Below are 25160 nucleotides of genomic sequence, written 5' to 3'. Positions count from 1 at the left end.
ACTCCTATGCATTACCTTGTGGGGCAGGTTATTTTTTCGAGTAGATCCATCGTCCCGTCAACATAGTTATCAAATGTATTAACTCCACCACCAACGACTTGAACTCCCCCTCGGCCAAATCTCAATGTATTCATATGAATAATCTCATTGAATTGAGTGGCTTTGGACGGATCAACCCAAATGCCTTCTGGGTTTGTCACCTGCATAATGATAACATGACTACCTTTTCCTGCATAAGTATCTTGACGACTACCAGCAAAAAGAAGTTGATTTGCGAATCTTTCAGGCACTTGATCAAGTGTTAGAAACACCCGTCCGTCAGACGCTGTAATCATTCCAGTTCTCATATATCTTTCATAATCAATTTCATTAACGTATTTATAGATTTTGGTCCCTTGGGGAATGTTGGTAAGTCCATTACCTTCGTTATGAACTAACCAGCCGTCCTGGCCGACATAGTAGGTGTGCGCCTCGTCTACGGTGAGGTTGAACATCTCCTGGGTTTTCTGAACGTTGATGACGTTGGCGACCAAGCCAAGCGTACCGTCGGCCTGCTTGATCTTGTCGCCAATCTTGAGGTGGCCTGCACCCACCCATTTGTCACTGAGTTCTCTATGCCCTTCCGGCTTGGGCCGAGGCTGAGTATCCGAGCGCTCCGTGACGTAGAAGGGATGCTCCGGCGTCGTCTCGATAAATTCCAGTTTGTGTCGCTGATCTGGGTCCGTTAGCGTCAGATAGGTAATCGCTGGATCAACATTCTTGTGGACGGCGGTGATCGGGTAGTACCCATTCTCCCCGGTCTGCTCATTGAACGCCAAGACTGGCGTGCCAATCGTCAACGCCGAAATCGCTACCAGACCCGTGAGTGTTTGTACTGGCGTTAACGGACTAAACGAGTTCCTACCACATCCCAGACGCGTCCCATTCGGTGTTGATGGCCCGTAGTATTTAGCCTTCGCTGCTGACCTACCCCGGATACTTGAAGCGGCTGCCCGGCCCCCGACAGAGATGCCGGCAATGACCAGCCCGTCAAGAATTTCACCGCTATACACCTTGTTCATCTGGACCATTTCTACGCTCAGCAGCGCAAAAATCCCATCGGAAAACTGGAATGGTCCTGCACCTCTCTTCTTGCCTAACTCGGACCCTATCTGACCATTTTGAATCACGGGACCCCAGCCCGGTACTGTCGAGTCAACAGCATTGAGGAAAGCATCCATATTTGCACCAAGACTGGCGGGACTTTTCGAAGCATTTGCCTTTCGTGCAGCGTCTCCCACCTTCTCCAAGTACTGGCCTAAGTATTCGTTACCGACGCCCTTAGATCCCGCAAAGACGGAGAGTGAGACAATGGCATTTTTGTTTAGCCTTTCAATAGGACTTAAGCTGCTGGTCGATTTAAAGATGTCCTCAAGATTCTGTAACGCTCGTGCACCCAAACCATTCTTCCGCGCTAAATCGAGCGTTGCGACGGCGACCTCATGAGCTGCTCGATCTGCGTCGCCAAGTGTTTTCTCGGCGTCCAAGATTTGTTTTAAGCTGTAATCGTCTACCGTGGTGACTTGATCCAACCAATTTCTATATTGACTCCTCAAATCCTCGTTGGATGCCAGTACCTCAATGAGACTATTGGCATACAGTGGCATAGCAAAACCCTGACCATCATCAAAGCTGGGCGGCACCTCTTGCATCAGGACCGTTTCCTCTGTCTTCTCCACGACTGGTCCTACCGTTGGCTCGCCCACCTGCACCAGTTGCTTCGGACTTTGATCGACAACAGTTTTCGCCTTTTCTACAGGCCGTACCTCATCTGCTGTGCTTTTTCCACTGACACCTGGGCTAATTTTAGTCGGGTCAACGAGTTTGGGCAGCGTCGGAGCAGTGATATCCAATGGATTAATCTTGAGAGTATTGCTCAGAGATTTAAGAGGTGCGTCTAATGAGTTGACCGAGCGAACAATCGCAAAGATCTGTGTACCATTCCAAGCGACGCCATCATCAAAGCTGTCAAATAGTGAATATGTCGCATCGCGGTATTGAAGAACGCTATTGAAATAGTAGTCAAAGATTTTACAATCGTTTGGACCTTTGTCACAATCCTGCATATATGAGCCAGCCCAACGGTTCATCGTTTGGACAGCGCCACCCACTTTAATAATATCAGTGAAATCACGGAAAATGGCGTACTCTTTTAGCCACATACCGTATTCCCGATCCCCCATTTCACTAATTTGACCCGTACTCGTAAGTGCTAAATCACCATATGGATCATATCTGAAATCATTATATCTTGATCCATCATCCATATTTCCAAATTGGCCTATTGTCGAATTACTTTTCAAATTGTAAGAAGCGACTTGACCCTGAGGATTATAACGCTTCTTATACCCGCCATAAGCAAGCCTGTTGCCAACTGAATCTAGCGTATACTCATTGGATGCAACATAATCTTCTCTGGAACCCGCCTTCCCTTCTCTAAAAAGGAAACCATCACCTAGTGTGTATTCATTTCCTAATTTAATTTCTCTTGGCTCGTCACCATTAACATAATCAGTACAATTACCAGAACCATCTTTAAACCTACAGTGTTTCCATACATTTTTAATAGTGGTGCTCGCAAGGAGGCCGTACGAGTTATACTCTTTAATTGCGTCTCTAGTATAGTAATCCTTATCTTTGCTCTCGCTTGCCCTCGATATATTATTCTCTTCAGCGACGGCATCACTCGGACGAGCCGTCCCATTGGTGTTATTCCCCCCGTATCCTATCTTCGTCTCGCTGTTCCAATAATAAAATCTATCGGGTGCTCCAGCGTACATTGGCTCTTCTTTTCGGCGCTGCTTTGTCTTCTCGTAGCCAATGAGGCCGCCCACCGAAGGACGAACTGTACTTTCGTAAACCAGGACGCCGTCTTGGGTCACACTGGACTTCGTTTCACCATCGGCTGTGTAAACAGTCGAAACCTGTCCATTGGCCGATAGATTCTGACCCTTATTCTCATCCGAAACGCTTGTTTCGCGACCTCGCTGATCGTAACTGTCTATCGTCTTTCTGGCTTGATCTGTATATCCATTTCCCGTCCAGACGGTCTGTACACGACCATCTAGATAGTAGCTATATCGCTGATGACGGCTTGGACCTGTATCACTTAAGCGATCCTGTCGACCATAAAAGGAGATAGATGGAAGTGCTTTTCCTTCTGTCGTGCTCTTTTCTATCTGATCCCGCCTGGTATAACTGGTCGTTGTGATAGACCCGCTGGCTGCCAGATAAATCCCTTCCGCTCCACCATACGTGGTTGTCAGAACATTGCTTGGCACACCGCTCTTGGCGCGGATGCGAATCGATCGGGTCTGCTTAGTTTCTTTATTGCTGGGACTGTAGACATAGATGAACCAATTCTGTTTATCCGTGGCATCCCGAACGGAGCCTGAATCTCCGTTCATGGGCGTGTCCCACTTCTCAAGGAGATTACTGTTTTCGTCGAACCGCCAGAAGCTGACGCTATTGGCATGGCCTAATAATGTCGCCTCATCACTCTTCTGCTCAGCATAGATTCCCGTATCACCAATAAATTTCTGCAAATACCGCTGACCTAATCCATTGACAAATTCAGTTCGGAGATATTCCCGAGCATGATTCGTTCCCCAAGAAGTCTCACTAACTCGCAGACCTCGAAGAGAGTACTCAACAAGATTCATATTGCCCGTAGTATGTGTAATGCGACTATCAGTTCTTGTCAGGATGTCTGGCGTTGCAGCCAGATTGCCCTGGTACGAAAAACTTGTTTTAGCAGTGGGCAGTCCATCCAGTCGGTAAGTGGTCAGCTTCCAGTTGGTTGCCGTGCTTTCGCCCACTCGGGGATGACTTTCACTGATGACCTTGCCCAGACTGTTGGACTTGTACTCGGTGATGAGCCCACGCTCAGTTTTCTTGGTGAGATTGCCACTCGCATCGTAGTTATACGTGGAATGAAGCCCATTCCCTAGGCCAGCAGCACTGTCTGTAGGACTCCCCTCGCGGGCCTTCTCATGCTTGGCGATTAGCCGGCCGGCCCAGTCATATTCCATGGTGGTTGGGAAGCCGTTGGCGTCCGTCATGGCCTTGACCTGACCATTTGAATGGTAAGTCTGGGTAATGGTGGCTGAAGGCACGTTTGAAGTTGCAGGTAGGATGGTTTGAGTGGGTCGACCAGCGAAATCATATTCATAGCTGGTCAGTGCACCCGTATTGGGGGCAGCTTCAGTGGTCATCAGCGCGCGGTAGATCTTCGCAGGGAATTGCCGTGTGGTGTACTCCCGGTATTCGGTGGTCACCATGCCACTATCCGACTGGGGATCCGGTTCAAGCGTGGCCTGCAAGAGACCGTCAGGGGTATAGGTGTACTGCTTGGTCGTGATCCCGCGTTCATTGATCTCAGCAGTTGGCCCAAAGAAGGTGTACTGCGCTTTCTTACTGTTGCCGCGCCCATCGACAGTCTGGACAGGACGACTAAGGGCGTCATAGGCCGTGCGAGTCGTAATCCGGTCAAAATTCTTGACCGTGTCGTATTCTGCTTCGGTTTTTTTCCAGACCTCGCGTTCAGTCGTCACGACATTTCCACTGTTGTCGTACGTTAGTAAGGTTTCGTAGCCATCTGGATCGGTGACAGTAGAAGGTCGGTCGAATACGTCGTAGCTTGTGCGAGTCCAGGCCAGCGTAGCGCTGGTCGGCGCTACAAAATCGGTAGGATTAATAGCGGCCCCGCTCACCATAATGCCTTTACCTGTTTGACGGTCCAGCAGATCGTACTCGTAGCTTTCATAGGGCCGGCGAGCATCCTTATAAGCCAGAGGTGTTTGAGAAGAGGCACTGCTGAGCACAGGACTGAGTTTTTTAATGAGATTGCCCGCACTATCATACTTGAAGTACGTGCTCCGGTCCGCTCCAGCCGCATTCATGGTCAAACGGTCATCCGTAATTTTCACGGGCCGGTCAAACGCGTCATAGTAGGTCCGGATATTTCCCGTCGGCGTTTCCGTCAAATATTCCCTCCCGAACGAATCGGTATTATGTGTAAACATAAAGGAATACCCATCATTGCTACGTGTTGTAACAATCCACGGTTGGCCATTCAAATCATAACGCGTGATTGTAGTCGTATAATCGGGTTGATTGACTTCTACAGGGCGATCCAATGTGTCATAGGTTGTTTTGGTTTCAAAGCCATCTACCTTAACTCTGTTCGGACGACCATAAACATCATAGTCAAAGATTGTCATCTTATGTGATGTGGCAACATCAGAAGCGCTGTCATCTCCCATTCCTTCGGAAATGCTCTTTACTCGACCTAGATTGTTTCCACTTTCGAAGTAGCCGTACTTCGTGACATGCTTCGGTGTACCATCCCAAAGTACATTCAGTTCACCACTGCTGTGATAAAGCCATTGCCGACTAATCAATTGAGGCCATAATCCAGTTTCGGGATGGTATTCCCATAAACTGTCCCATACGGGCTGTCCAAAGCCGTTATAGGCCCACCAATGATGCCGCTGAGCAATGCGTGCGGTTGTCCCATCCCATTTATAGACGTGAGATTGACTGATATACTCTCGAACAACATTTCCATATTCATCGTAGAAATAATCGGTGCTAAGCCCATTGTCATTTTTGACAGACGGTTGGTCAGCGTACTGGCGAATGGACTGACCCTTGTCATGACCCACCACCGTCATGGCACTGGGATAAACCAACCACTGCGTCGTTCCTTCCGTTGGATAGCTATAACTTGTATTGGTGTACGGCGTGTTCTGGCCACCGAGGTATAACTGCACATCGGTCACTCGCCCGCGAATGTCGAGCGCCGTATGGGTGGTGTGCTTGAGTACCGTTCCGACGGAGAGAGCCTCTCCGATCAACTGATTGGCGACAAACCGTTGATTGTCGATCGGCACCGATGCGTGAGAGACATATGTGTAGGCCTTTTGTACAGCTTCGTAGCTGTATGTGGCATCCGACGCCAGTTGGTCATTGAAGCGTCCTTGACTCCCACTGGCCGTCGCTTCCTGCGTTACGCTCTTGACCTGATTGTCATCGTCGTACACATACGTGGTCTGCCGTTCGGGAGTCGTGTCCGTTGCGGCCCGGTATTCCGCCGTCGTTGCCAAATTCCCGTGACGGTCATAAGTGTTCCGGACTTGCTTTCCCCCAGGAAGTGTTTGCGCGGTCACACGACCATTGGCGTCATACGTCGAGACCGTGGTGAGGCCTGTCCCTTTAGTCGAATCCCTGTCTTCTGCACTCACCGGGTTCAGATCCCGCACGCTGTACCGGCGCAGCCAGCCCTCTGGTGAGAAGTGATAGACCGTGATCTTGTCCTGCTGGGTCTGGGTCACCATGAGGCCCCCCGCGCCCTGCGGCTCGGCTGGTGACTGGCCATAGGTCAAGGTGAGATCGGGCTCACCAAGGACCGTCGTCTTAATCACTCGGTTCTGAGTGTCGTAGAAGTACGTGGTGGTTTTACTGGATTGGCTTCCCAACACAGGACGCTTGATGCTGGTCAGCAGCACTTCACTGTTGGCTCCAGTCTGATAGGCCAGTTTGAACTCCCGAGAGAGTGTGCCGCCCCGACCATCACTGGTCCGGTACGTCACGCTCGTCACCACGCGCTGATTGCCCTCAGTGCCATAGTCATACTCGGTGCGGCGGGCCCATTTAGTGTCGTCGTTCTCGTCCCGGAGGAGCATGTTGACGGCTTTAATCACGCCGGCGCTCTCGTCCCACTGGTAAGTCGTGACGCGGCCCCAGCTGTCCTTCACTCTGCGCAGATGCCCGTTTCCAGGCCCAGTGTACGTAAATTCAGTTTTGGGCGTTGAGGTGGCGAGGCCATCGGGATCGGTCTTGTCCTTGGCGCCCCGGTACTGCTCATGTGGCGTCTGGGTGTAATCAGCAAACTCACCATCGTCGTAGAAGGTCGTGCGCGTGCCCTGGTGGTCGTAGTAGTGCGCAATGATCCGGCCACTACTCAGGGTGTACCCCAGCAGCCAGGTTTCATCTGTTTGAACCCCGTTCTGTGGTTTGCTGATAAAGAACACCACGCCAGATTTGTTGGCATACCGCTCCTTCACCCAGCTTGGTCCAGCACTGACCTCTGCTGCGGTTGCTGGTCGGAAGAGTTGCTGGCCACCATCGCCCAATCCCAGGGCATATTCATTGAGCGTCGGTGAGCCTGGCGCTGTCTTGAAGCCAAAAAGGCGCAAGAGCCCCGTGGTCTGCGTTTTGATTGGCGTCGTGTTCGTGTTGCTCGTACTCGCTGTGCTGGCCTGCGAGGCAGACGTCGACGCTGGCTGTGGTCCGACCGGGTCGATGCAAGGCTTCCCCGGTTTACAGGGCGTTGGCGGCGGCGGTGGGGTGGCGGGCGGGGTCGTTGTGCCACCACCATTGGAGCCTCCTGTCCCGCCCGTACTGACACTGGTTCCTGGGGACAGCAGGTTATTCCAGTTGAGATTCGCCGTTTGGACATAGGCATTGCCCGAGGCCACGTTGATGGCGTCACTCAGCTCGCCAAAGGAGGGATCGGTGAACGCCGCAAAGCTGGCGGGCAGACCGCTCACGCCTGGCCCAACCCGCGCAAAGATCTGGGGTGCGGCCAAGGCCACCACGCCCGGCAGATGGGTCGTCGTCAGGAAGAGCAGCGCGAGCAGCGCCCCGCCGTAGCGGCGGGGAGTCGAGGGTGGAGCATGAGATCGTCGTGTTCGTATCGTCATACTTCTCACCCGTATCACAAATGTGAGGCCGTTGTTGCCTCATCTGCCCGGCGTCCTGACGCTGTCTGTTTGGAAGGACAGCGTGCATGATGTGGGGCAACACGCCCCTTAAAACTATGGAAAGCTGATCCCTATGGCTTCGCGTTTGCCACTGGTCTCGCTGACCACCTTGATGCTGCTCTCATCCTGTGGGGATGGTGGGCCACCCCCGACCGTCGCTGTCGTGACCCCCGCCAACGACGCGGTCCTCAGTGGCACCACGGCCGTTCAGGTCAGCCTGGACGACGAGGTCAAGGGTGAAGTTCGGGTCTATGCCCGGAAGCGCGACAGCAAAGAGACAGGTGTACTCATAGGCAGTGCGAACAGTCGGCCCTACCTGATTCGCTGGAATACAGCGGCGTATCCCGTCGGCAGCGACCTCGAGATCTACGCCAAAGGCTTGGTCGATGGGGCCGAAGGGGTCAGCACCCCGGTCCGGGTCACCCTCCAGAACGCCAGCGCGCCGACGCTGGAGTACCTGGTCGCCTACAATCTTCCGGCCGATTTCTCCGCGCTCGCCGTGGAGTCCCGTTCGCCCTTCAGCCGGCTGGATCCCCATCAGATCCGTGGCGCAAGCGCCGCGGTTCCAGTGGCTGCCGTTTCTTCCGCCTCTCTTCAGGCTCAGGTGGCCACCAACCGGACCCTGTGGGCCGAGTGGTCCTGGAAACCCGTTGACGGCGCCACCGGCTACCGGGTCTTGATGTCGAAGAAGAGCGTGGCTGGGCCCTACGAGGTCATGAAAAACCAGGCGGCCTCCGCCGGGAGTGTCGCGTCCGAGCGCTTTCAGGTCCAACTCAAGGACAGTGACATCGGCGACCGGGTGTACGGCACCGTCCGCAGCCTGGGGACCGCTACTGCGGAGTCGGCCACCTCCACAGCGGGCGCGGCCGTCTTCCTTGATGCCCAGCAGGTGGCCAGTCCGGCCAACGGCCAGACGGTGGCCGACGGACGCCCGATCCTGACCTGGCCCGCCCTGCAGGGCGTGAGTGGCTACCTGTTCTTCGTGTGTGACCGGCCCTGTACGCGCGACGGCGCCAAGACGGTCTGGACCAACTACCCCGACAAGCTGACCTCGGACCTCAGTGCCGTGTATCCCGCTCAGAGTGAGCCCCTCCTGCCCGGCACCTATCACTGGTGGGTGGCCGGGGTCCGGATGGAAGGGGGGAAAGCCGTCAGCCTGAGTTACAGCGAACAGCGCCGCCTGGTCGTGCCGTGAAGCGGCACGCCACGAGTGCCGCCCTCCTGCTCCTGACGGGCCTCCTCACCGGCTGTGGGGACGAAACGCCGACCACCAAGGACGAGGTTGTCCTCACAGCCGCCTTGCCGTCGCCCGCCACCCCCGGGCAAGAGGTCACCCTCTACGGCCGGCTACCCAAGGACGCCCGGCAAGTCGTGCTCAAGACCGAGCAAGGCGAGGCCACCACGCTGACGGCCACGTCCATTGCTGATGGCCTGGTGTTTACCCTCCCCACGACTGTCCGGGCTGACCTCTACGAGGTCAGCCTCTCCACCGTCCAGGACCAGACCGTTACGCTCGACGTGGTGCCCCAGCTCGAGACTGTCACCCTGGACGGCCGCACCCTGACCGTGCAGGGCAATGGATGGGGCACCCAGGTCAAGGCAGCGGTGCTGGAGGTCAACGGCCAACGACTGTCTCCCACAGTGAGTGGCCAGACACTGACCGTCATGGTTAACAGCTCGGCCACCGGGTCAAATCTGGCGACCGAGCTGTACGGCGTCCTGACGGTCCGCCTGCTGGTGGGCGAACGGGCCAGTGAGCCGGTCACGATCCGCAAGGAAGCGGTGAAGGTGACGGGCACCGTGAGGCGCCCAGGGACGCAGAGCCTGGCGGGCCTGGGCCAGCCCGCCCCCCGGGTCCCCAGTGCCCCCGAACCCACGGCGGTCCTGCTGGTCGGTCCTGAGGCACGGGTGCCTCAGACGGGCCTCGTGTCCAGCCGCGCGGTCTTAGACCGTCAGGTGGCCACCTACACCACTGTCCAGGCCGCCACAGCCGCCCTGGCTCAGTTGCGGCGTCAAGGGATCGGCGCTGAGTACGACCAGCCGGTTCGCGTTCAGGATGACCGCCGGGTCGAACCGTTGGCGACGACCGACCGACAGTGGCACTGGTCGCGCCTCGGGGTGACCGACGCCTGGTCCCGAACCCAGGGCCAGGGCGTCACGGTGGCTGTCGTGGACACCGGGGTGGCCCTCAGCCACCCCGACCTGCAGGCGAATCTGCTGCCTGGACGGGATTTCGTTGACGACGACCGCGTGCCCCAGGACGTCAGTGGTCACGGCACCCATGTCGCGGGCCTGATCGGCGCGAACGGTCAGGTGCAGGGCGCCGCTCCGGACGCGAAGCTCCTCCCTGTGCGGGTCATTGGGCCCAGCGGGGGCACCGTGAGTGCCCTCGTCCGGGGCCTGCTCTGGGCCGCCGGTCTGGAGCCAGACGACCCCAATCCCACGCCAGCGCAAGTCATCAACCTGTCGCTGGGCACCCCGGAGTACAGCGACTTGCTGACCCAGGCGGTTCAGAAGGTCCTGGATGCGGGTGTCCTTGTAGTGGCCGCCAGCGGCAACGACGGGGGTCTGCCGTACGCGCCCGCCAACATTCCTGGGGTCATCGCGGTGACGAGTGTGAACGGCCCCGTGACCACCTATCAGCCGGGGTATGCCAACCGGGGACCGGGCACCCGCATCGCGGCGTACGGGGGCGACCTAAATGCCGATCAGGACGGCAATGGCGAGCGGGACGGCATCCTCTCGACAGATCTGGATGCAACCGGGAAGCCCGCCTACGCCCTGCGGCAGGGCACGAGCATGGCCTCACCCCAGGTGGCCGGGATCGCCGCCTTGCTGCTCGCGCAGGGCACCCCCCGACAGACCGTCAAGGCCCTTCTCGAAAGCAGTGCCACAGACCTCGGGGTGCCGGGCCTGGACCTGACCACCGGCTGGGGCCTGGTGAACGCCCGCGCGACCCAGCAGGATCCCGACACCTACGTGGTCGCGCTCAACGAGCAGGGGCAGGTCATCACGTACGCCCGCACCACGAACGGGCAGTTCACCCTGCAGAGCCTACCTCCAGACCAACCCGTGAGCTTCCAGGCCGGCACCGACCAGGACGCCGACGGCGTCCTGGGGGAAGCGGGGGAGCTGCTGAGCCGCCCGCTGACCCGCGCCACCCCGAAAGGTCAGGTCGGCCAGGCCGACCTGACCCTGGAACCGGCCACAGGCCAGACCCCCCTGACCCTGCCCCGCTGAGTCACCCGGCCCGCACCGCCGCAAGCGGCGGTGCGACCACCCTCTCTCTACTTTGATGGTCGTGGGCTTGCCACGACGGAAGGACACCCCATGCGCCTGCACACCCTGACCTTGGCCCTCCTGCTCGCCTTCTCTCCCGTGGCCGCAGCGGCAACGACACCGACACCCGTCACTGTGATTCGCGCGGGTGACACCATCGTCATCCAGTCGACCGACCAGATCCGGTATCAGACCGACCCCCTGACCCGCCGGCTGGTGCTGCCAGAGACCGTGCTGGCCCCCGGCACGGCGCTGCCCGACGGACTGACCTGGACCCGAGAAGACGGCACGCTCCAATTCGTGATTCCGGACGGCACGACGTACGCCCTGAGTCCTGACGGCCGCAGTCTGATCCTGACCCCCCCGGGCCAGCGCGCCGTCTCGCCGATTCCCACCGATGAGCGTGCCCCGATTTTCTATCCACTGAGTTACGCGGAGCCGGGCATGGTCGCGGGCCTCCTCCAGACCATCTACCCGGGCACCCGGGTGGTGGTGGACACCCGGCAGCGCAGCTTAATCGTGATTGCCAATCCAGCGGACCGCACGCTCATTCTGAGCGTGCTTGGGCAGCTGGACACCAGCCGGCCGCAGATTCAGTTTGAGGCGGAGATCCTGGAAGTCAACCGGGACACGACCGACAGCCTGGGGATTCAGTACGACAGCATCTTCACCTTCAAGCTGAACGAGGGCGAAGGGTTGTCGCTGAAAAAGATCGGCACGATTGGCCGCAGTCCACTCAGTCTGAGCATCGGCATCAACCTGCTGAAGACGAGTGGGGCCGCGCAGGTGCTCGCCCGGCCCCGGATCACGACCATTGACGGGCTGGAAGCGCGCATCAACTCGACGCAGACGACGCCAGTGGTGACGTCGAACAGCAGTGGGGGAACGAGCGTGCAGAGCATCACGACCGGGATCACGCTGCGCATGACGCCGAAGGTGGCCCCGGACGGAACGGTGGAAACGAACCTGACGATCAGCGTGAGTGTGCCGACGGGGACGACGAGTCAGGGGGTGCCGCAGTTCAGCACGCGGGAAGCGACGACGACCGTGCGGGTGGGGAACGGGGAACCGATTGCGATTGGGGGCCTGATGGAAGACCGGACGGTGACGGGAGAGCAGAAGGTACCGCTGCTGGGGGATATCCCGCTGCTGGGCAAACTGTTCACGACGACGCGCACGGACACGCGCCGGAGTGACCTGATCATCGTGGTGACGCCCAGATTGGTCATGAGCGCGAATGAAACGCCGCCCGCGCTGGCCCCGACCGCAGCGCCGACGCAGCCCTGAATGACTGATCTGTGCTGACCGTGCGTCTGAGAAACCTGGGCCAGCACGTTTTCCCTGAGGATTAGAGGGGACACGGTGAGGGTCGGAGGTGGTGCGCCTCTGATCCGCCCTGCGTCCCCAAACGGTCTCACGGCCGCCGAGTGAAACGTCTTTTTTCCCCGCTTCCTCCAGAGGTGGCCGATGCGAGAGCCTCTGAACGTCATCTTCTCTGTCATGCACAGCGGCATGGCCCGCCAGGCCATGCCGCCAGAGCAGACGATCTCTGACGACCACCGCCTTTGGCAACGAAGCGGCGTCTGGGAGACGCGACACGTCACCCTTCGGGAGTAGGTACGTCAGCGAGAAGGTCGCGAGGCGACCCCAAGCGCAGCGGTCATCGACAGCCTATCGGTAGAAACGACCGAGGCCGGCAGACCCTATGGAGATGACGGTGGCAAGACAGTCAGTGGCCAGGAACGTCACTTGCTTGTCGACAGCTGGGTTTGGTCATAGCGACCAAGGTGCATGAAGCAGATATCCAAGATCGCATGGGGGCAATCCTGCGCGGTCTGTCAAAGGTCTTGCCGCACCTGCAGCACCTTTGAGCTGACACGGGCACCACCGGCAAACTGCCAAACAGATCTCAGCTGGACGCTGGAGATAGTCGAACATCCCTGGTCCGGTTGGTAAGGCGCCAAAGGCTGCACCTCCACGACACGCAGACTGTCAGGAAGCTACATGAGCTTCCGTCAACCAACAGCACTGAGGTGCAGTAGCGACGTGGAAGAATCTCAAGAGCTCTCACTGCCTATGAGGAGAAAGATGTCCTGCACTGCCTCATCGACCCGACGCTCGAACACGGCTTTCGTCACGGCTTTGACAACCTGGCCAGCGTCTGCCCGCCCATCTGCCAGAGCGTCTCTGAGCTGAGCATACTGGGCCGTGTCCAACCGATTCTTCAAAAGAAGTTGGAGGGTCGACAGCGCCTGATCAGCCTGTGCCAGCAGCGGCAGCGCCTGAAAAGCTTCGGTTCGCTGCTGCTCTTCCTTTTCTACGTCAACCGCTGGCACCGCCACCACGGCCGATTTGGTAGGAGTATGAATCTCCCCAGTCAGCAGCGGATCCTGATATTTCCCCTCAGTATCCTGAATCACGTCCACAAGGACCGCCGATGGACTGCGGGCCTTGTACCCAGACGCCAGAAGCGCGCGGAACCGCTTGAGTCGGGCCAACACATGCGCCTCACCATGCGTAGCCACGAGTTTCCTAGCCACTGGCCGGGCCACGCGGTGACCCACCAGTTGCGCGACCACCTCAGGGTCTTCCGTGCGCTCCACAGCCGTGGCCCCAAAGACATACGTCAATGTCTGCTTGCGGCCCCGCCCTTCGATCAGCACGTCCTGGAGATAGCCGCGCTCCTTCAGTTCCGTGTGGGCACCTTCCAGCGTTCGCCGAATCTTATCGGTGCGCTGATCGACGATCTTGCACTCTGCAGCCCACTCCAGCAGGTTGACCTGATAGACGCTGGCTGACGGCACCAGTTCCTGCGCGTCGTAACGGCGGGCATCCAGAAGGCGGTACAGCGCCCGGGTCAGCGGCCGCTCCAGCGAGGTCAGAAGCACATAGTCCAGGGGCTTCACGTACTTCGACCGGATCGACTTCACGATCTGGCGCGCCAGCGTGATTGAAAGGATTGCCCCCTCCGTCACGGTGTCGCGTTCTGTCGAGGTCACCTCGTACGCCAGGATGTAGCTGAAGGTGCCGCTGGTCCAGCGCTGCTGCTCGTGGTCACGCCAGGCGTGACTCATGGTGTAGGTCGCCTGCTTCAGCCGCCGGAGCGAAGCCGTGAGGACGTGGTGGTAATGCCCGTTGTTGTGTAGTCCCGCCCTCAGGAGCAGTTGACTGGCGGTTGTGGTCACCACCCCATCCTCCGAAGCGCCCTGCTCGATAAACAGGTCAATCAGGGCGTTGGCCAGGTCACCGTCCAGGCCATGAGGAACGCCCCCATACTCGGCTGGACTGAAACAGGAGAGTTGACCCTGACGGCCATCCACCTCAAACTCCACTTCCCAGCGGGTGAAGTCTGCCGGAATGCGCTCCTGAATGCTGATGAGGCCGAGCCGAGCCACATTCGCCTCGGTCAGGTGCTGTGCGAGACGGTTCGATTTTGCTTTGCGTCTGCGCTCAGTGGTCATCGGGGCTCCGGTGATCTGCAGTCTATCCGGTTTGAGAGAAATGCCCGCTGATTGGTGCCTTTCAGTGATTTTGTTTTAAAGAAAAAGAATTGATGATCATCATCAAGCGGGCGAGCCGTAGGTGGCTATAACGGCATTTTTCCGATTTATTCCCCAAGTGTGTCGCGGAAAAGGGGTGGAATCCCCCAAGTGTGTCGCGGGAAAGGAGGCTGAATGCCCCAAGCGTGTCGCACATTTGAAGAGGAAATCCCCCAAGTGTGTCGCAGGAAAGGAGCCTGAACGCCCCAAGTCTGTCGCACACTCGTTGACGCCTTTCCCCCAAGTGTGTCGCACATATAGCTTCAAATCCCCCAAGTCTGTCGTGCTCCCAGGCGAGTATTTCCCCAAGTGTGTCGCAGACCTCTTCGGATGTTGGCCGGACAGTTCTGAATGCGGAGATACATGGCTGGAACGGGTTTTTCCCCTGTGGCTCTGGTCTGAATTGCAGTTAACGGCCACAGCCTGTGGACAGAATTCCCCAAGTGTGTCGCACCCCTATGACGACGTCTCAAGGGATGAGAGCGCTCAACTTCAAGCGGCTGAACGGAGTTGGTCTGACTAGACGATTGCCGCAAAATTGTCGTAGAGGACAGTGTTCTTAGACGAGATTGGCAAACGTGAGCGACGCGGATGATCTTCGGGAGAGAGCTCATTCCTTCTGAAACGGTCTCCTAAGCCCATGAAGTCGAAACTCCTTTCCTCAGGGCTCGAATCTCAGGGCATACTCGATCTGTGACTCTGGACTCCCCGTCGTTCTGGTGCCCGGCTCCAGCGTGGGCCAATCACACCGTCACGTTTCCGCTGGACGATGCCAACCTGAAAGACTTGGCGCAGCAGCAACGCGGGGCCATTGAAATCTGCATTCAGCGCGTCTTCGGCGACCAGATGCCAAATGTCGAACCCATGCCGTACTTCATCGGTCGGCAGGTCTTCTCCTGGGCCACCCATGCGCCCAACACCGTCTGGATTGAGACTGAAATCTGCCAATTGCTGTCCCTGGACGATGGTCGCCAGGTGGTTTACCGCCGTTACCTGCTGACCCTTCTGTGGGACCCTGCAAGCCAACACGACCACATGGCGCCTGACCTCGAACCTCAGAGTGCCCTGACCCGGCTTCAGCTTCATCCCGTTGAACTTGAGCCCTTAAACAGGGTGGCTGACCTTGAGAAGCTGTCCGCAGAGGATCGCCATTTCCTCAGCAGCCACTGGCCTGAGGTTCTGTCCTGTCTCCAGCAAGGTGCAGAGGAGATGGTGACAGACCTCTCGGAAGCAGGTGGGGGCTGGGATGACGAAGGGTTTCCCGCACGCGTGCAGATGACGGGCGCGTATACCATCAGGCGAATTTCTCCTATGCACGGTGGGTTCAATGTCCACCTCGCCTTTCAGCAGCAGCCCTGGGCCTCCCCAGTTACGCCTGAGGACTGGCCCTATGTGCTGCAGGACGGCTTATTGGAATGGAACGACGGCCGTTTCACCTTTGAACTGTGGACGACCAGTGTGCCTCTCTGAAGCCGACCCACTGCCTCCGCACTCAGCAACTCAGCTCAGTGAGGCGACCGTTCAGGAGGTCAGACATCAGTGCCCACAAGGGTCGAGCGGGCTGCTCAGGACGCCCCTCGCTGTAAGGGTGCCAACGGGCAAGGAGCACACCCAGGTGGTGTTCTCCTCGTGCTTGACGGACGCGGACACTACACGTACCGAGCCCTACCGCCGATTTGGGCGATGGTGAGAGTCAAGACCTCATTCGTAGTCACCCAGCCGCTTGAGGGTTCAGGGCACAGTGGAGTAATGGGGCAGACCACTCCAATGGCGCTCAAGGGGAACCGGTGGCGGTATAGCCTCCGGTCAAACACAGCTCGCCAGCCTACCGGGCTAAAACCACTGTGTCAGAGGGATGGTCTGTCCAGCGCTGCCCCATGAAATGGGCAAATCAGGCAACGCAACTTCCACGCTTGTGCTATGGGTGAGAAGTATGACGATACGCAAACGACGATCTCATGTTTCATCATCCATTCCCCGCCGCTACGGCGGGGCTCTCCTCGCGCTGCTCTTCCTGACGACAACCCATCTGCCTGGCGTGGTGGCCTTGGCCGCACCCCAGATCTTCGTACGGGCCGGCCCAGGCGTAACCGGCTTGCCCGCGAGTTTTGCCGCCTTCAATGATCCCTCATTCGGTGACATCAGTGACGCGGTTAACGTGGCGACTGGTAACGCCTATGTTGAAACGGCCACGTTGAACTGGAACAATTTGCTGCCTTCAGGAACAGTGGCCGGGTCCGGCGGGACTGGAAGTGGTAGCACTGGTGGCACTGGGAGTGGTGGGACCATTGATCCGCCAGTGACACCTTGCCAGCCGGGAAAACCATGTAACGATCCTGTAGGGCCGCAGCCGATGTCGACGGGAACAACCAATGGCACTGCGACGCAAAGTGCCAGTAGCACGATTACCCCGTCACCTAAGACACAGACCACAAGCCTCCTGCGGCTCTACGGCTTTAATAGTGACAACCCTGCTCAACCTCGCGAATGGAGCGTGGGCACTGGAGACGGCGGTCAGGAACTGTATGAACGCGTGGTCGCCAGCGGTCAGGCGGCGCTCTGTACAGATCGGGGAATTGACATCGCCTACTTTGTCAAACAAAATTCGGGTACGAACCGAACTGAAGTCCATGTTTTAGATGGAGAAAAGAATTATACATCTCATCTCAACCAGACGGGCACAGTCATGCATCTGGATGCCAATCAAGTCTATCGTCTGGCTGATTGGGATAGGGATGGCCTCCCTGATTTAATTAAAATTCAGCGTACCGGAACGCAGAGCAACAAGACTGAAGTGCATATTGCTTCTGGAGCGTCAAATTTTCAGACCTATATTTTAAATGTGGCCACTGCGCTGCCAATTGCAAATTGGAATTTTAATATTATTGACTGGAACGGGGACGGCATTCTGGATATCGCCGGCACCCCACTCAGCAATACGGGGACCAACAGCGTTGAAGTCCACATCCTTGACGGTAAAAGTAAATTTTCCGATTTTCTCTTGCAAACGGGTACAGGCCTCGGTCCTTTACCCCCGTCCACAACTATTCGCTTTACCGACTGGGATCGTGACGGCACTGCCGACCTCGTTGCGCTTGTGAGAAACGCGTCCCTGGGAAAAGTGGAAGTCCACATCCTCTCGGGCGCAGATGGATTCAAAAAGTTTCTGGTACAAACCGTTACTGCCTTGCCTGCGTTGAGTGACAATTGGGATCTTGATATTAATGATTGGGATCGAGATGGTCGACCTGATCTGATTGGCTTTGTTAAGAATGCTTCGGGAACACGAAGTGTTGAAATTCATGTTGTGAGTGGAGCAAAGAATTTTCAGGAATTCATCCAGCAGCGTGGTACGGCGGCCCCAGAATTATCTAATGAAAATGTCTCGCTTCAGCTTATGGATTATCCGACTCAATGTACAGTGTCAAGTATTGACCTATCTAGCAGTCCGAGTTGGATCTTTAAGCGCTATGAAAAAGTCTTAAAGTCGGTTAGCTTTTATCGTAGTAAGCCATTTGCTGGAACTCGAATAGATGAAAAATGGCTCGTCACGTACCGCCTCCCTAATGGTCGTCTTATTGCTCATCAATACGACCGAGACGGGAAAAGAACTACATTTTATGATGACGGAGAATATGCTGATTTTACACAATCTCTTTTTGAGCAATATAGTGGAGCTAAAGAGAAGAAGAGTGCAGATGGTCTAGGAGCAGATGTTCCAAAAACGGAATTCACTTATACATCTTCCGGCAACGGTCATCTGAGTAAAGTGCAAGACCGTTGGGGGCGGGTCACCACATATCAATGGGATGAAGGATTAGGAACACTGATCGCTGTCAATATGCTGCTTCAGGACGCAGCTGATTCTGGAAGCTGGCGTCGGCGCATTGAGTATGCTTATGAGATCATCGGTAATCAGCGTGTGGTCTCTTATATGGTTCATCGTACTTTCGATGGACATGGCAAAATGATTGGACGCTGGTTTGATCTGAGTTATATCCTTGGAAATAACAAGGAAATATTACTCCGCAGTGTTGTGAGACCTGTCCTGGAAAGCCATAACGAAGGCGGTCTAGGTGTTGATGGTGGGAAATCAACCACTTACTTTTACGACAACCAAAATCGTGTCATTCGTGCCGAGACCGAAAGCGAGCCTAATCTTACTTTTACATACAGTGCGTCCGCCGAAACAGATGGACTGCAGGTTATTCAAGAACAGGGTGATAAAGTCACTGTTTTTCAATTCACCGCCAACGGCTGGCTACGCAATAAAAGCGTAAGAAATTTTAATCCCATAACGAAAGTAGATCTTGATCCACGGAACGGCTATGGGAAAGGCGAGAATACTCGCACCTATTATGACGCTGCTGGGCGTGTTGTTGCTCAAACTCTGCCTGGTGGCAAGCAGATACAAAACACATACGATTCCCACGGGAACTTAAAAACATTCGCTGAATATAAGTCAGACGCCAATTGGTCGGATCCTCCACCGACAGGTTACACGCGGATCACTCGATACGAATATGACGACGACAATCAGGTTAAGTCAATTAAACAGGATGCAGCTGAAGGTCAAGGACTCTCAAATCTGGAAGTGGCAACTGATGCCACGTACAACTATGAGGAAAATAAAAAATTATATGAATACGTTCCTCATGAGAGTGTCGATACAAGAGAGGTTGTGTTCAAAGCCAATCGGATCATTGCTGAGAACACTTATTCTGGCAATAAATTAAAAAGCAGTTTTCACACTGGAATTGACATTCATGGGCGCACAACCAACACTGTTTTATATGTAGACGGTAAACCGTATAAAAATGTAGGTTATGGCTACAATAGTGGAGTAAAAACAGGGGAAATCGTCTACCCAAGTACTAATTTTACGCCTCATTACGACGCGAGAAGAAAAGTTAAAATATATCCTGACCAAGTTGTTTTTCTGGACAAGGATGGCGTTGGGACGGGCTATCTCTACGACGAATACGGAAATGTCGTCTTCACATATGAACCTGAAGCTTACGTCTATAAGTGGCGTGGTGCCGAGAGTGACAAGGCCGTTCGACATACTTGGTACAGCTACAATGGCTTTGGTCAGCGTGTTTGGGAGGCTATTTGGGAACAGCCGACCAGTGGGCCGTGGCCGCAGCTCTTGGCACGTCAATGGATCTATCATGATAGTGGGGAGATTCAAGCTGAATGGAATGGGACGGCGTCTAACTTAACGGTGTACGAATATGGAGTAAGTGAAAACAAACTCGGTCGTATTGTCGGAGTTAAAAAAGGTGTCGCTACCCCCAATACACTTAATTTAGAGGCCATCCACTATAAAAGTGAATATGAATACGATAAATATGGACGTCAGGTCAGGTCAACAGTAGATGGTAGTTTCATCACTTCCACTGACTATGATACGCTAGATCGAACTATCAGATTAATTCTACCTGATTCAACTAATAAATTGATTTCTTATGATCAAACCGGTCAAATCAGCGAAGAAAGCGTAATAAACAATGATGGTAAAACATCTACCGTAAAACATAATAATGATTCTTTTGGTAGAGAATATTTGACAGAGACTCCTACAGGGATTACCCGGACTTACTTTGATGCCTATGACCGACCAGTTAAGATCACTGATAGTAGATTGGTGATGAATAGCACAAATGAATCAAGTCGAAGTACATACTTAAAATATGATAGTAGCGGAAATCTTATTAGCAAGCTTGCTCCCAAGTTGCTGTCAACTCCGTTAGCCAACCAGTACAACCTCTATATCGACGGCAGACGGCCTTTTGAAGTTTTTGAATATGATGAATTAAATAATCAAAAATCCAAAGGTGTTCTACTCAGTGGATCTGACGTTACGCCCCAATCTATGACCCTTCCTGAGAATGCCGTTGTCGCATGGACGAAAACGTTTTATGATTCCGAAGGTCGCCCGGTTAGAACTTTGGATCCTGAAGGCTATGAAACAAAATTAGCTTACGATAATTCTGGACATATTATCAAGACTGATCGTGAGGTTTGGCAGAAGCATGAGCCCCAGTGGTCACAGAGCCATCAAGGTTTTGATCGAACCGTTGTCCTAAATGCTTATGATGCTCTTGATAATATCGTTCAAACTGTTGATGGACGTGGAAATAGTAAGAGTGTGCAATACGGTGTGTTTGGCCCGACTGCCGAGGTTGACGAGCGGGGAGTTACAGTTAAATCCTACACCTATACTGCAGATGGATTGCTACAGTCAATATCGGAACCGGGGAATAACTTCGGGGATAATTCTGTCGTTACAGAATACCGTGATTACGGTTCCAGAATATTTCCACAGAAAATTTATCGCGCTCATATGGATGTCGAGGCAGGCCTAGACAAAGGCTCTGTGACAGCTTATGAATATAACTTCGCTGGTCAGCCTACCAAAATTACTCTCCCGAAAGATCAAAATGGCAATGCTGCAACTGTTACGCATTCCTATCATAGCAATGGGCAAATCGTAGAAACTGTTGATGCTCAAGGCTTTCCAACGAGTATGGAATATGACTGGGCTGGACGCCTGATCAAGAGACATCAAAAGTCACGAAGTGGTAATGCAGTAGATCAGGCGGCTGGATTGAAAGATGGTCTGGTGAGTAGTTATCAGTATGACGCTGTCGGAAACCTGATTGCTAAATCAGAAAACGGCTTGATTACTGAATATAACTATAATACTCTTGGAAAAATCATTAGCGAAAGCAGGCCCAGAGTAGGAAACCAGACAAGCACCAATTGGAAAATCACCACTTACCGTCTTGATGGACTACCGGTCATTAAAACCAATTATAGTTATGAGGGCAATCTCCTCTCAAATTCAAGCGCTACAGATCCCTATGATCCCAGTGTTCGTCCGAAAAAAGGTAACGCTCAAGGCCTGACTTACGATGCACGCGGACTTCAGACCAGCGAAGTCCTTTATGGGCCTCAAGGGGCTTGGGAATATACAAAATATACTTCCTTCAACGGTGCTGGACAAAAGTATTTTAGGCAGTTTAATGGTAGCTCTGAGATTTACAAGATTCAGCAGCAGAAGAAGGCTTGGTCTATGACTCCTGCCTACTGGTCATTTTGGAGTTATGACCAGAACGGTAACTTGATTAGCTCCTGGGACACACCAGCTCAATCAGATAGTAAAACCGCTATTGATTTAGATATCAAACAGAATCTATTCGCATTTCAATATAGTGTGAGCAACAAGGAAATATTACAGACTAAAAAGATAGATGTCCGTTATCGGAGTGAGTTAATTGGAAATTATTTAAATTGGCATGGGGGCGGCGAGGGAATTGCTTTAGCCTCAAGTGATTCGGCTACCAAAACAGAATACAATCCGAGAGATTTAATTAAGAGCTCGGATACCGAAGAGAAAGGTCTCCCTAAGCTAGATTCCGCCGATATGCCAATGCAGGATAAAAGCAATGGTACAGCTAATAGAAATCAATTTTATACATATTATCTTGATGGGCGTCTAAGACACAGTGGAACTGGAGACAGTTCAAAAGTTTTAGGCTTTAGGACGGTAAGAAAATATGATAATTTGGGAAGAGAGATAGAAGTCTACGACAGTGATGGTAGTTTCAGGAGTCCGTCGCCTGGCACTATTTACACTGAATATCTTCAAGACGGCACGGTGAAAGCTCGATTTACGCAAGATAATGAATCTGCATACTCTCAAGAAATTAAAATAACGGTTGGCGGCAATAGGCAGTATGAAAGCACAATCGTTTCTTCTGTAAGTTATCATGATTATATAGGTAGACTGGAGTACAAGCGCAAAAATACTGGTCGATTTGTCTATGGTAAAAATGGGATTTCTAGTGCCCTGGCAGAATCGGAAACACTCAATCATACATCTGACGGCATTTTCGTAAAACCTGAAGAGCCTATTAAAACGGTCTACGATTATAACCTCTATGGCTCAAATACAACAGTTCAGCAAGACTATTGGTATGACCAACAGGGGGCCAACTTTGAAACTGTGAGGGCGCGTGGCCAAATGCGTGAGGTCAGTAAGAATACTTACACATTGGATGGCGATTTACTGACGACTGAATACCCTGATCAGTCATTTATCGCCTATAAATTGGATTCCAGAGGCAATAGATTGGCTATCGGTGGTACTGCTGTTCGTCAGGAGTCAAATTTCTTCAAACGGTATGATGCTGATGGACGGGTGACCCAATTCTATAAAACGGGAAATAACCTCTTCCCACAGTTTCAGAATAGTGTAGATGCCCGCTATAATGATTTTAGATATGATCCCTTTGGAAATCTTATTCTCACAAGTACGGCTCAAATTAGTGAAGACTCCGGAACGACAGATGCTGAAAAAAGGCAGCATGCCGTTTTTAGAGATTGGAGCAGCCTCACCTACGCAGCTGGTAAAATTCAATTGATTCTCAGTGGAGCTGGTGCCTTCGTCTACAGCTGCAAGTCTCAGCCCTGCTCTAGCGTCGACACTTACCGAACGAACGAACTTAGAACGCAGTCTGCAAGCGTTTCACTGATAGATACGAGCTTGGATGGCTACTATTGGATGGGTGTCCAACCATTCGCAGTGCCTCGGCAGGTAGTGGCACTATCTGCGCCAATTGTTTCGTTAAGCGAACAACTCAAAATTCAGCCTAATAATATTCTTACACCCAGTCTCCCAAACTTGGTCAACCCAAGTCAAATTCGCCCCCCTGTTGAACAGAAGGGTATTCTTGAAGAAGTCCGAGTTGGTTCAAATCAAAACGAAAAACAAATTGTAAAATCAACTGATCAATCAGTTACTCCACCTCAATCTTCTGGCGACAGATCGACAGATATTCTGGTGGCCGACATAGATAGCGATTTTGATGATGGTCAGGGGTATGAGCATCCTATCTATGCGGTTGAATCATTGTCTCAAACCTTTAGCCCGGCAGATTACATTTCTGCCTACGGTTTTGAAGCGGGTCTCGCTCAATTCGCACTTGCCAATGAAGCACAACTGAGGCGACAATTGGCTGAACAAGAAGAAGCTGCGGATAAAATGGCGCAGACGATTCTCAAAAAAGCTAAAAATATAATTTTCTTTGATGAACAGGGCAAACCGGCGATGAGGGAAGTGTGGGACGCTGTCAATGACATCGTGAGTTGGACCAACAAAGCCATGTCACCTGCGGATCGTCTGGTATTTTATACAGGACTTGAGATACTTCTTGATAAAACAGAAGCGGCGACACGTGGAGGCTTCGGGCTAAATGTTAAAGCTCTGACTGCGGCGACGAAGACGGCGACCTCCACCATCTTAAGTATGGCCCAGAACATTCGCGTTCTAGGCAGTAGAAATGTAGAGGGAAGAGAGCTGATGAAAGAGGCTCTGCTAGCAACAGCCGCTGCCTACTACTATCAAGACCAGTATGAGGATCAATTGAAGGAGACTCTCTTTGTCTTCGCTACACTTCCCGCAGACGCTTTACTTGTCTTTAAGGCTATTAACAGTGGTGTGAAGTTTATTCGGGCGGGTCGCCTGGGGGAACTCACGGTGAATACGGCAAGAGTCGCTCGCTCCCTTTCAGAACTGATTCGCCGTAGGTTTGATGATATTGCTGCTGGAAGAACCTGTCGTAATCTTGCTGCTAGCATCAACTCATTCTCACCCTCGACTCCTGTTCAGACATTGTCTGGTCTGGTAGCGATTTCGGCGTTGACGATTGGCACGCCAGTCTTGGCGTTCAACGAGCAGACTGGAGAAAACGGCTACTACCCGATCACCGCCGTCCACAAGAACGTTGATCCAGCGATCACATACCTGACGCTGACCGACCCAGACCAGAGCCACAAGCTGGAATACATTGAAACGACGCCAGAGCATCCCTTCTACGTCACGGAGCGCTCGGATACTCAGGCCCGGCCTAAGTCGGAGGGGCATGAGGACCTCAGTGACCAGTGGGTTGGCGCCGGTCACCTCAAAATTGGTGATCAGATCAAGCAGGCTGATGGCACGGTTGGGCTTGTTGCCAACGTCATCAACGTTCAAAAGACCCAGGAGATGTTCAACCTCACCGTCAGCGAGGCGCATACGTATTACGTTGGGCAGGACGGCTGGTTGGTGCATAATGCAGGCGGAACTAGCTACAATGTTCCAGTTCCCACAACTTTTAGACCTACCGCCCCACTTACGCCTGAGCGGGTGGCCCAATATGTTGAAACGATTCGTAACGGAGGAACTGTCACTGTTAGCAACCCTGCTCAGGCACGACAAATTCTCAATGCGATTCCGGGTGCTAGGCCATTACCTACTCAATTTGGTATGGAAGATAGTATTTTCAAATTCCCTACTTATCGCGGTGATTTGATTGGTATCAATACTGATCCTACACGTGGTTTGATTACGGGCCAGCTTGCTCAGAATGGTCTAGTTCACCCTGCCGGTGCTGATAGTACTTTCCCTCACTACAATGTTAAATTCCCCAAATCCCAAGATGGCAAGGATGGTCTTATCAAGATTGCGACGGGTGGGTGCTAAATTTAATGA

General features: G+C 53.7%; 7 protein-coding genes. 5 read left to right on the top strand and 2 right to left on the bottom strand.

The genetic code is table 11. The features are described from left to right. Positions 1-11: 11 nt before the first annotated feature. Complete coding sequence (locus K7W42_RS12770) at positions 12-7745, bottom strand: polymorphic toxin-type HINT domain-containing protein (protein ID WP_224575113.1); 7734 nt, start codon at positions 7743-7745, stop codon at positions 12-14. A 133-nt stretch (positions 7746-7878) separates the two neighbouring features. Here K7W42_RS12770 and K7W42_RS12765 point away from each other — a divergent pair, with 133 nt between their 5' ends. The 3 genes from K7W42_RS12765 (at position 7879) to K7W42_RS12755 (ending at position 12371) form a co-directional block, all read left to right on the top strand. Continuing rightward, a complete protein-coding gene (locus tag K7W42_RS12765) occupies positions 7879-9000 on the top strand; it encodes an Ig-like domain-containing protein (protein WP_369411356.1) in 1122 nt (373 codons plus the stop codon). Next, positions 8997-11045, top strand: coding sequence for a S8 family serine peptidase (locus K7W42_RS12760; RefSeq protein WP_369411355.1), 2049 nt, complete (start codon positions 8997-8999; stop codon positions 11043-11045). The genes K7W42_RS12765 and K7W42_RS12760 overlap by 4 nt, the downstream gene beginning before the upstream one ends. 90 nt (positions 11046-11135) lie before the next feature. Continuing rightward, positions 11136-12371 carry a type II secretion system protein GspD gene (locus K7W42_RS12755; RefSeq protein ID WP_224575111.1) on the top strand — a complete coding sequence of 412 codons (1236 nt, stop codon included), beginning with the start codon at positions 11136-11138 and terminating at the stop codon, positions 12369-12371. Positions 12372-13141: 770 nt separating this feature from the next. Here K7W42_RS12755 and K7W42_RS12750 read toward each other — a convergent pair. Then, positions 13142-14545 (bottom strand): replication initiator protein A, encoded by a 1404-nt coding sequence (locus K7W42_RS12750; RefSeq protein WP_224575109.1) that lies wholly within the window; start codon positions 14543-14545, stop codon positions 13142-13144. Positions 14546-15409: 864 nt separating this feature from the next. On the opposite strand from K7W42_RS12750, the gene K7W42_RS12745 reads away from it, so the two are divergent. Further along, positions 15410-16093: a hypothetical protein gene (locus tag K7W42_RS12745; RefSeq protein ID WP_224575107.1), complete on the top strand. Its 684-nt coding sequence runs from the start codon at positions 15410-15412 to the stop codon at positions 16091-16093. Between the two features lie 463 nt (positions 16094-16556). After that, positions 16557-25151, top strand: coding sequence for a polymorphic toxin-type HINT domain-containing protein (locus K7W42_RS12740; protein WP_224575105.1), 8595 nt, complete (start codon positions 16557-16559; stop codon positions 25149-25151). Positions 25152-25160 lie beyond the last annotated feature (9 nt).

Source organism: Deinococcus betulae (genome assembly GCF_020166395.1).
Lineage (GTDB): Bacteria > Deinococcota > Deinococci > Deinococcales > Deinococcaceae > Deinococcus > Deinococcus betulae.
This window is presented reverse-complemented; position numbering and strand designations above follow the sequence as displayed.

Bases quoted from the DNA above. Each gene is read 5' to 3' on its own strand.
- K7W42_RS12770 (WP_224575113.1), bottom strand. From the start codon at position 7,745: ATGACGATACGAACACGACGATCTCATGCTCCACCCTCGACTCCCCGC.
- K7W42_RS12755 (WP_224575111.1), top strand. From the start codon at position 11,136: ATGCGCCTGCACACCCTGACCTTGGCCCTCCTGCTCGCCTTCTCTCCC.
- K7W42_RS12750 (WP_224575109.1), bottom strand. From the start codon at position 14,545: ATGACCACTGAGCGCAGACGCAAAGCAAAATCGAACCGTCTCGCACAG.
- K7W42_RS12765 (WP_369411356.1), top strand. From the start codon at position 7,879: ATGGCTTCGCGTTTGCCACTGGTCTCGCTGACCACCTTGATGCTGCTC.
- K7W42_RS12740 (WP_224575105.1), top strand. From the start codon at position 16,557: ATGACGATACGCAAACGACGATCTCATGTTTCATCATCCATTCCCCGC.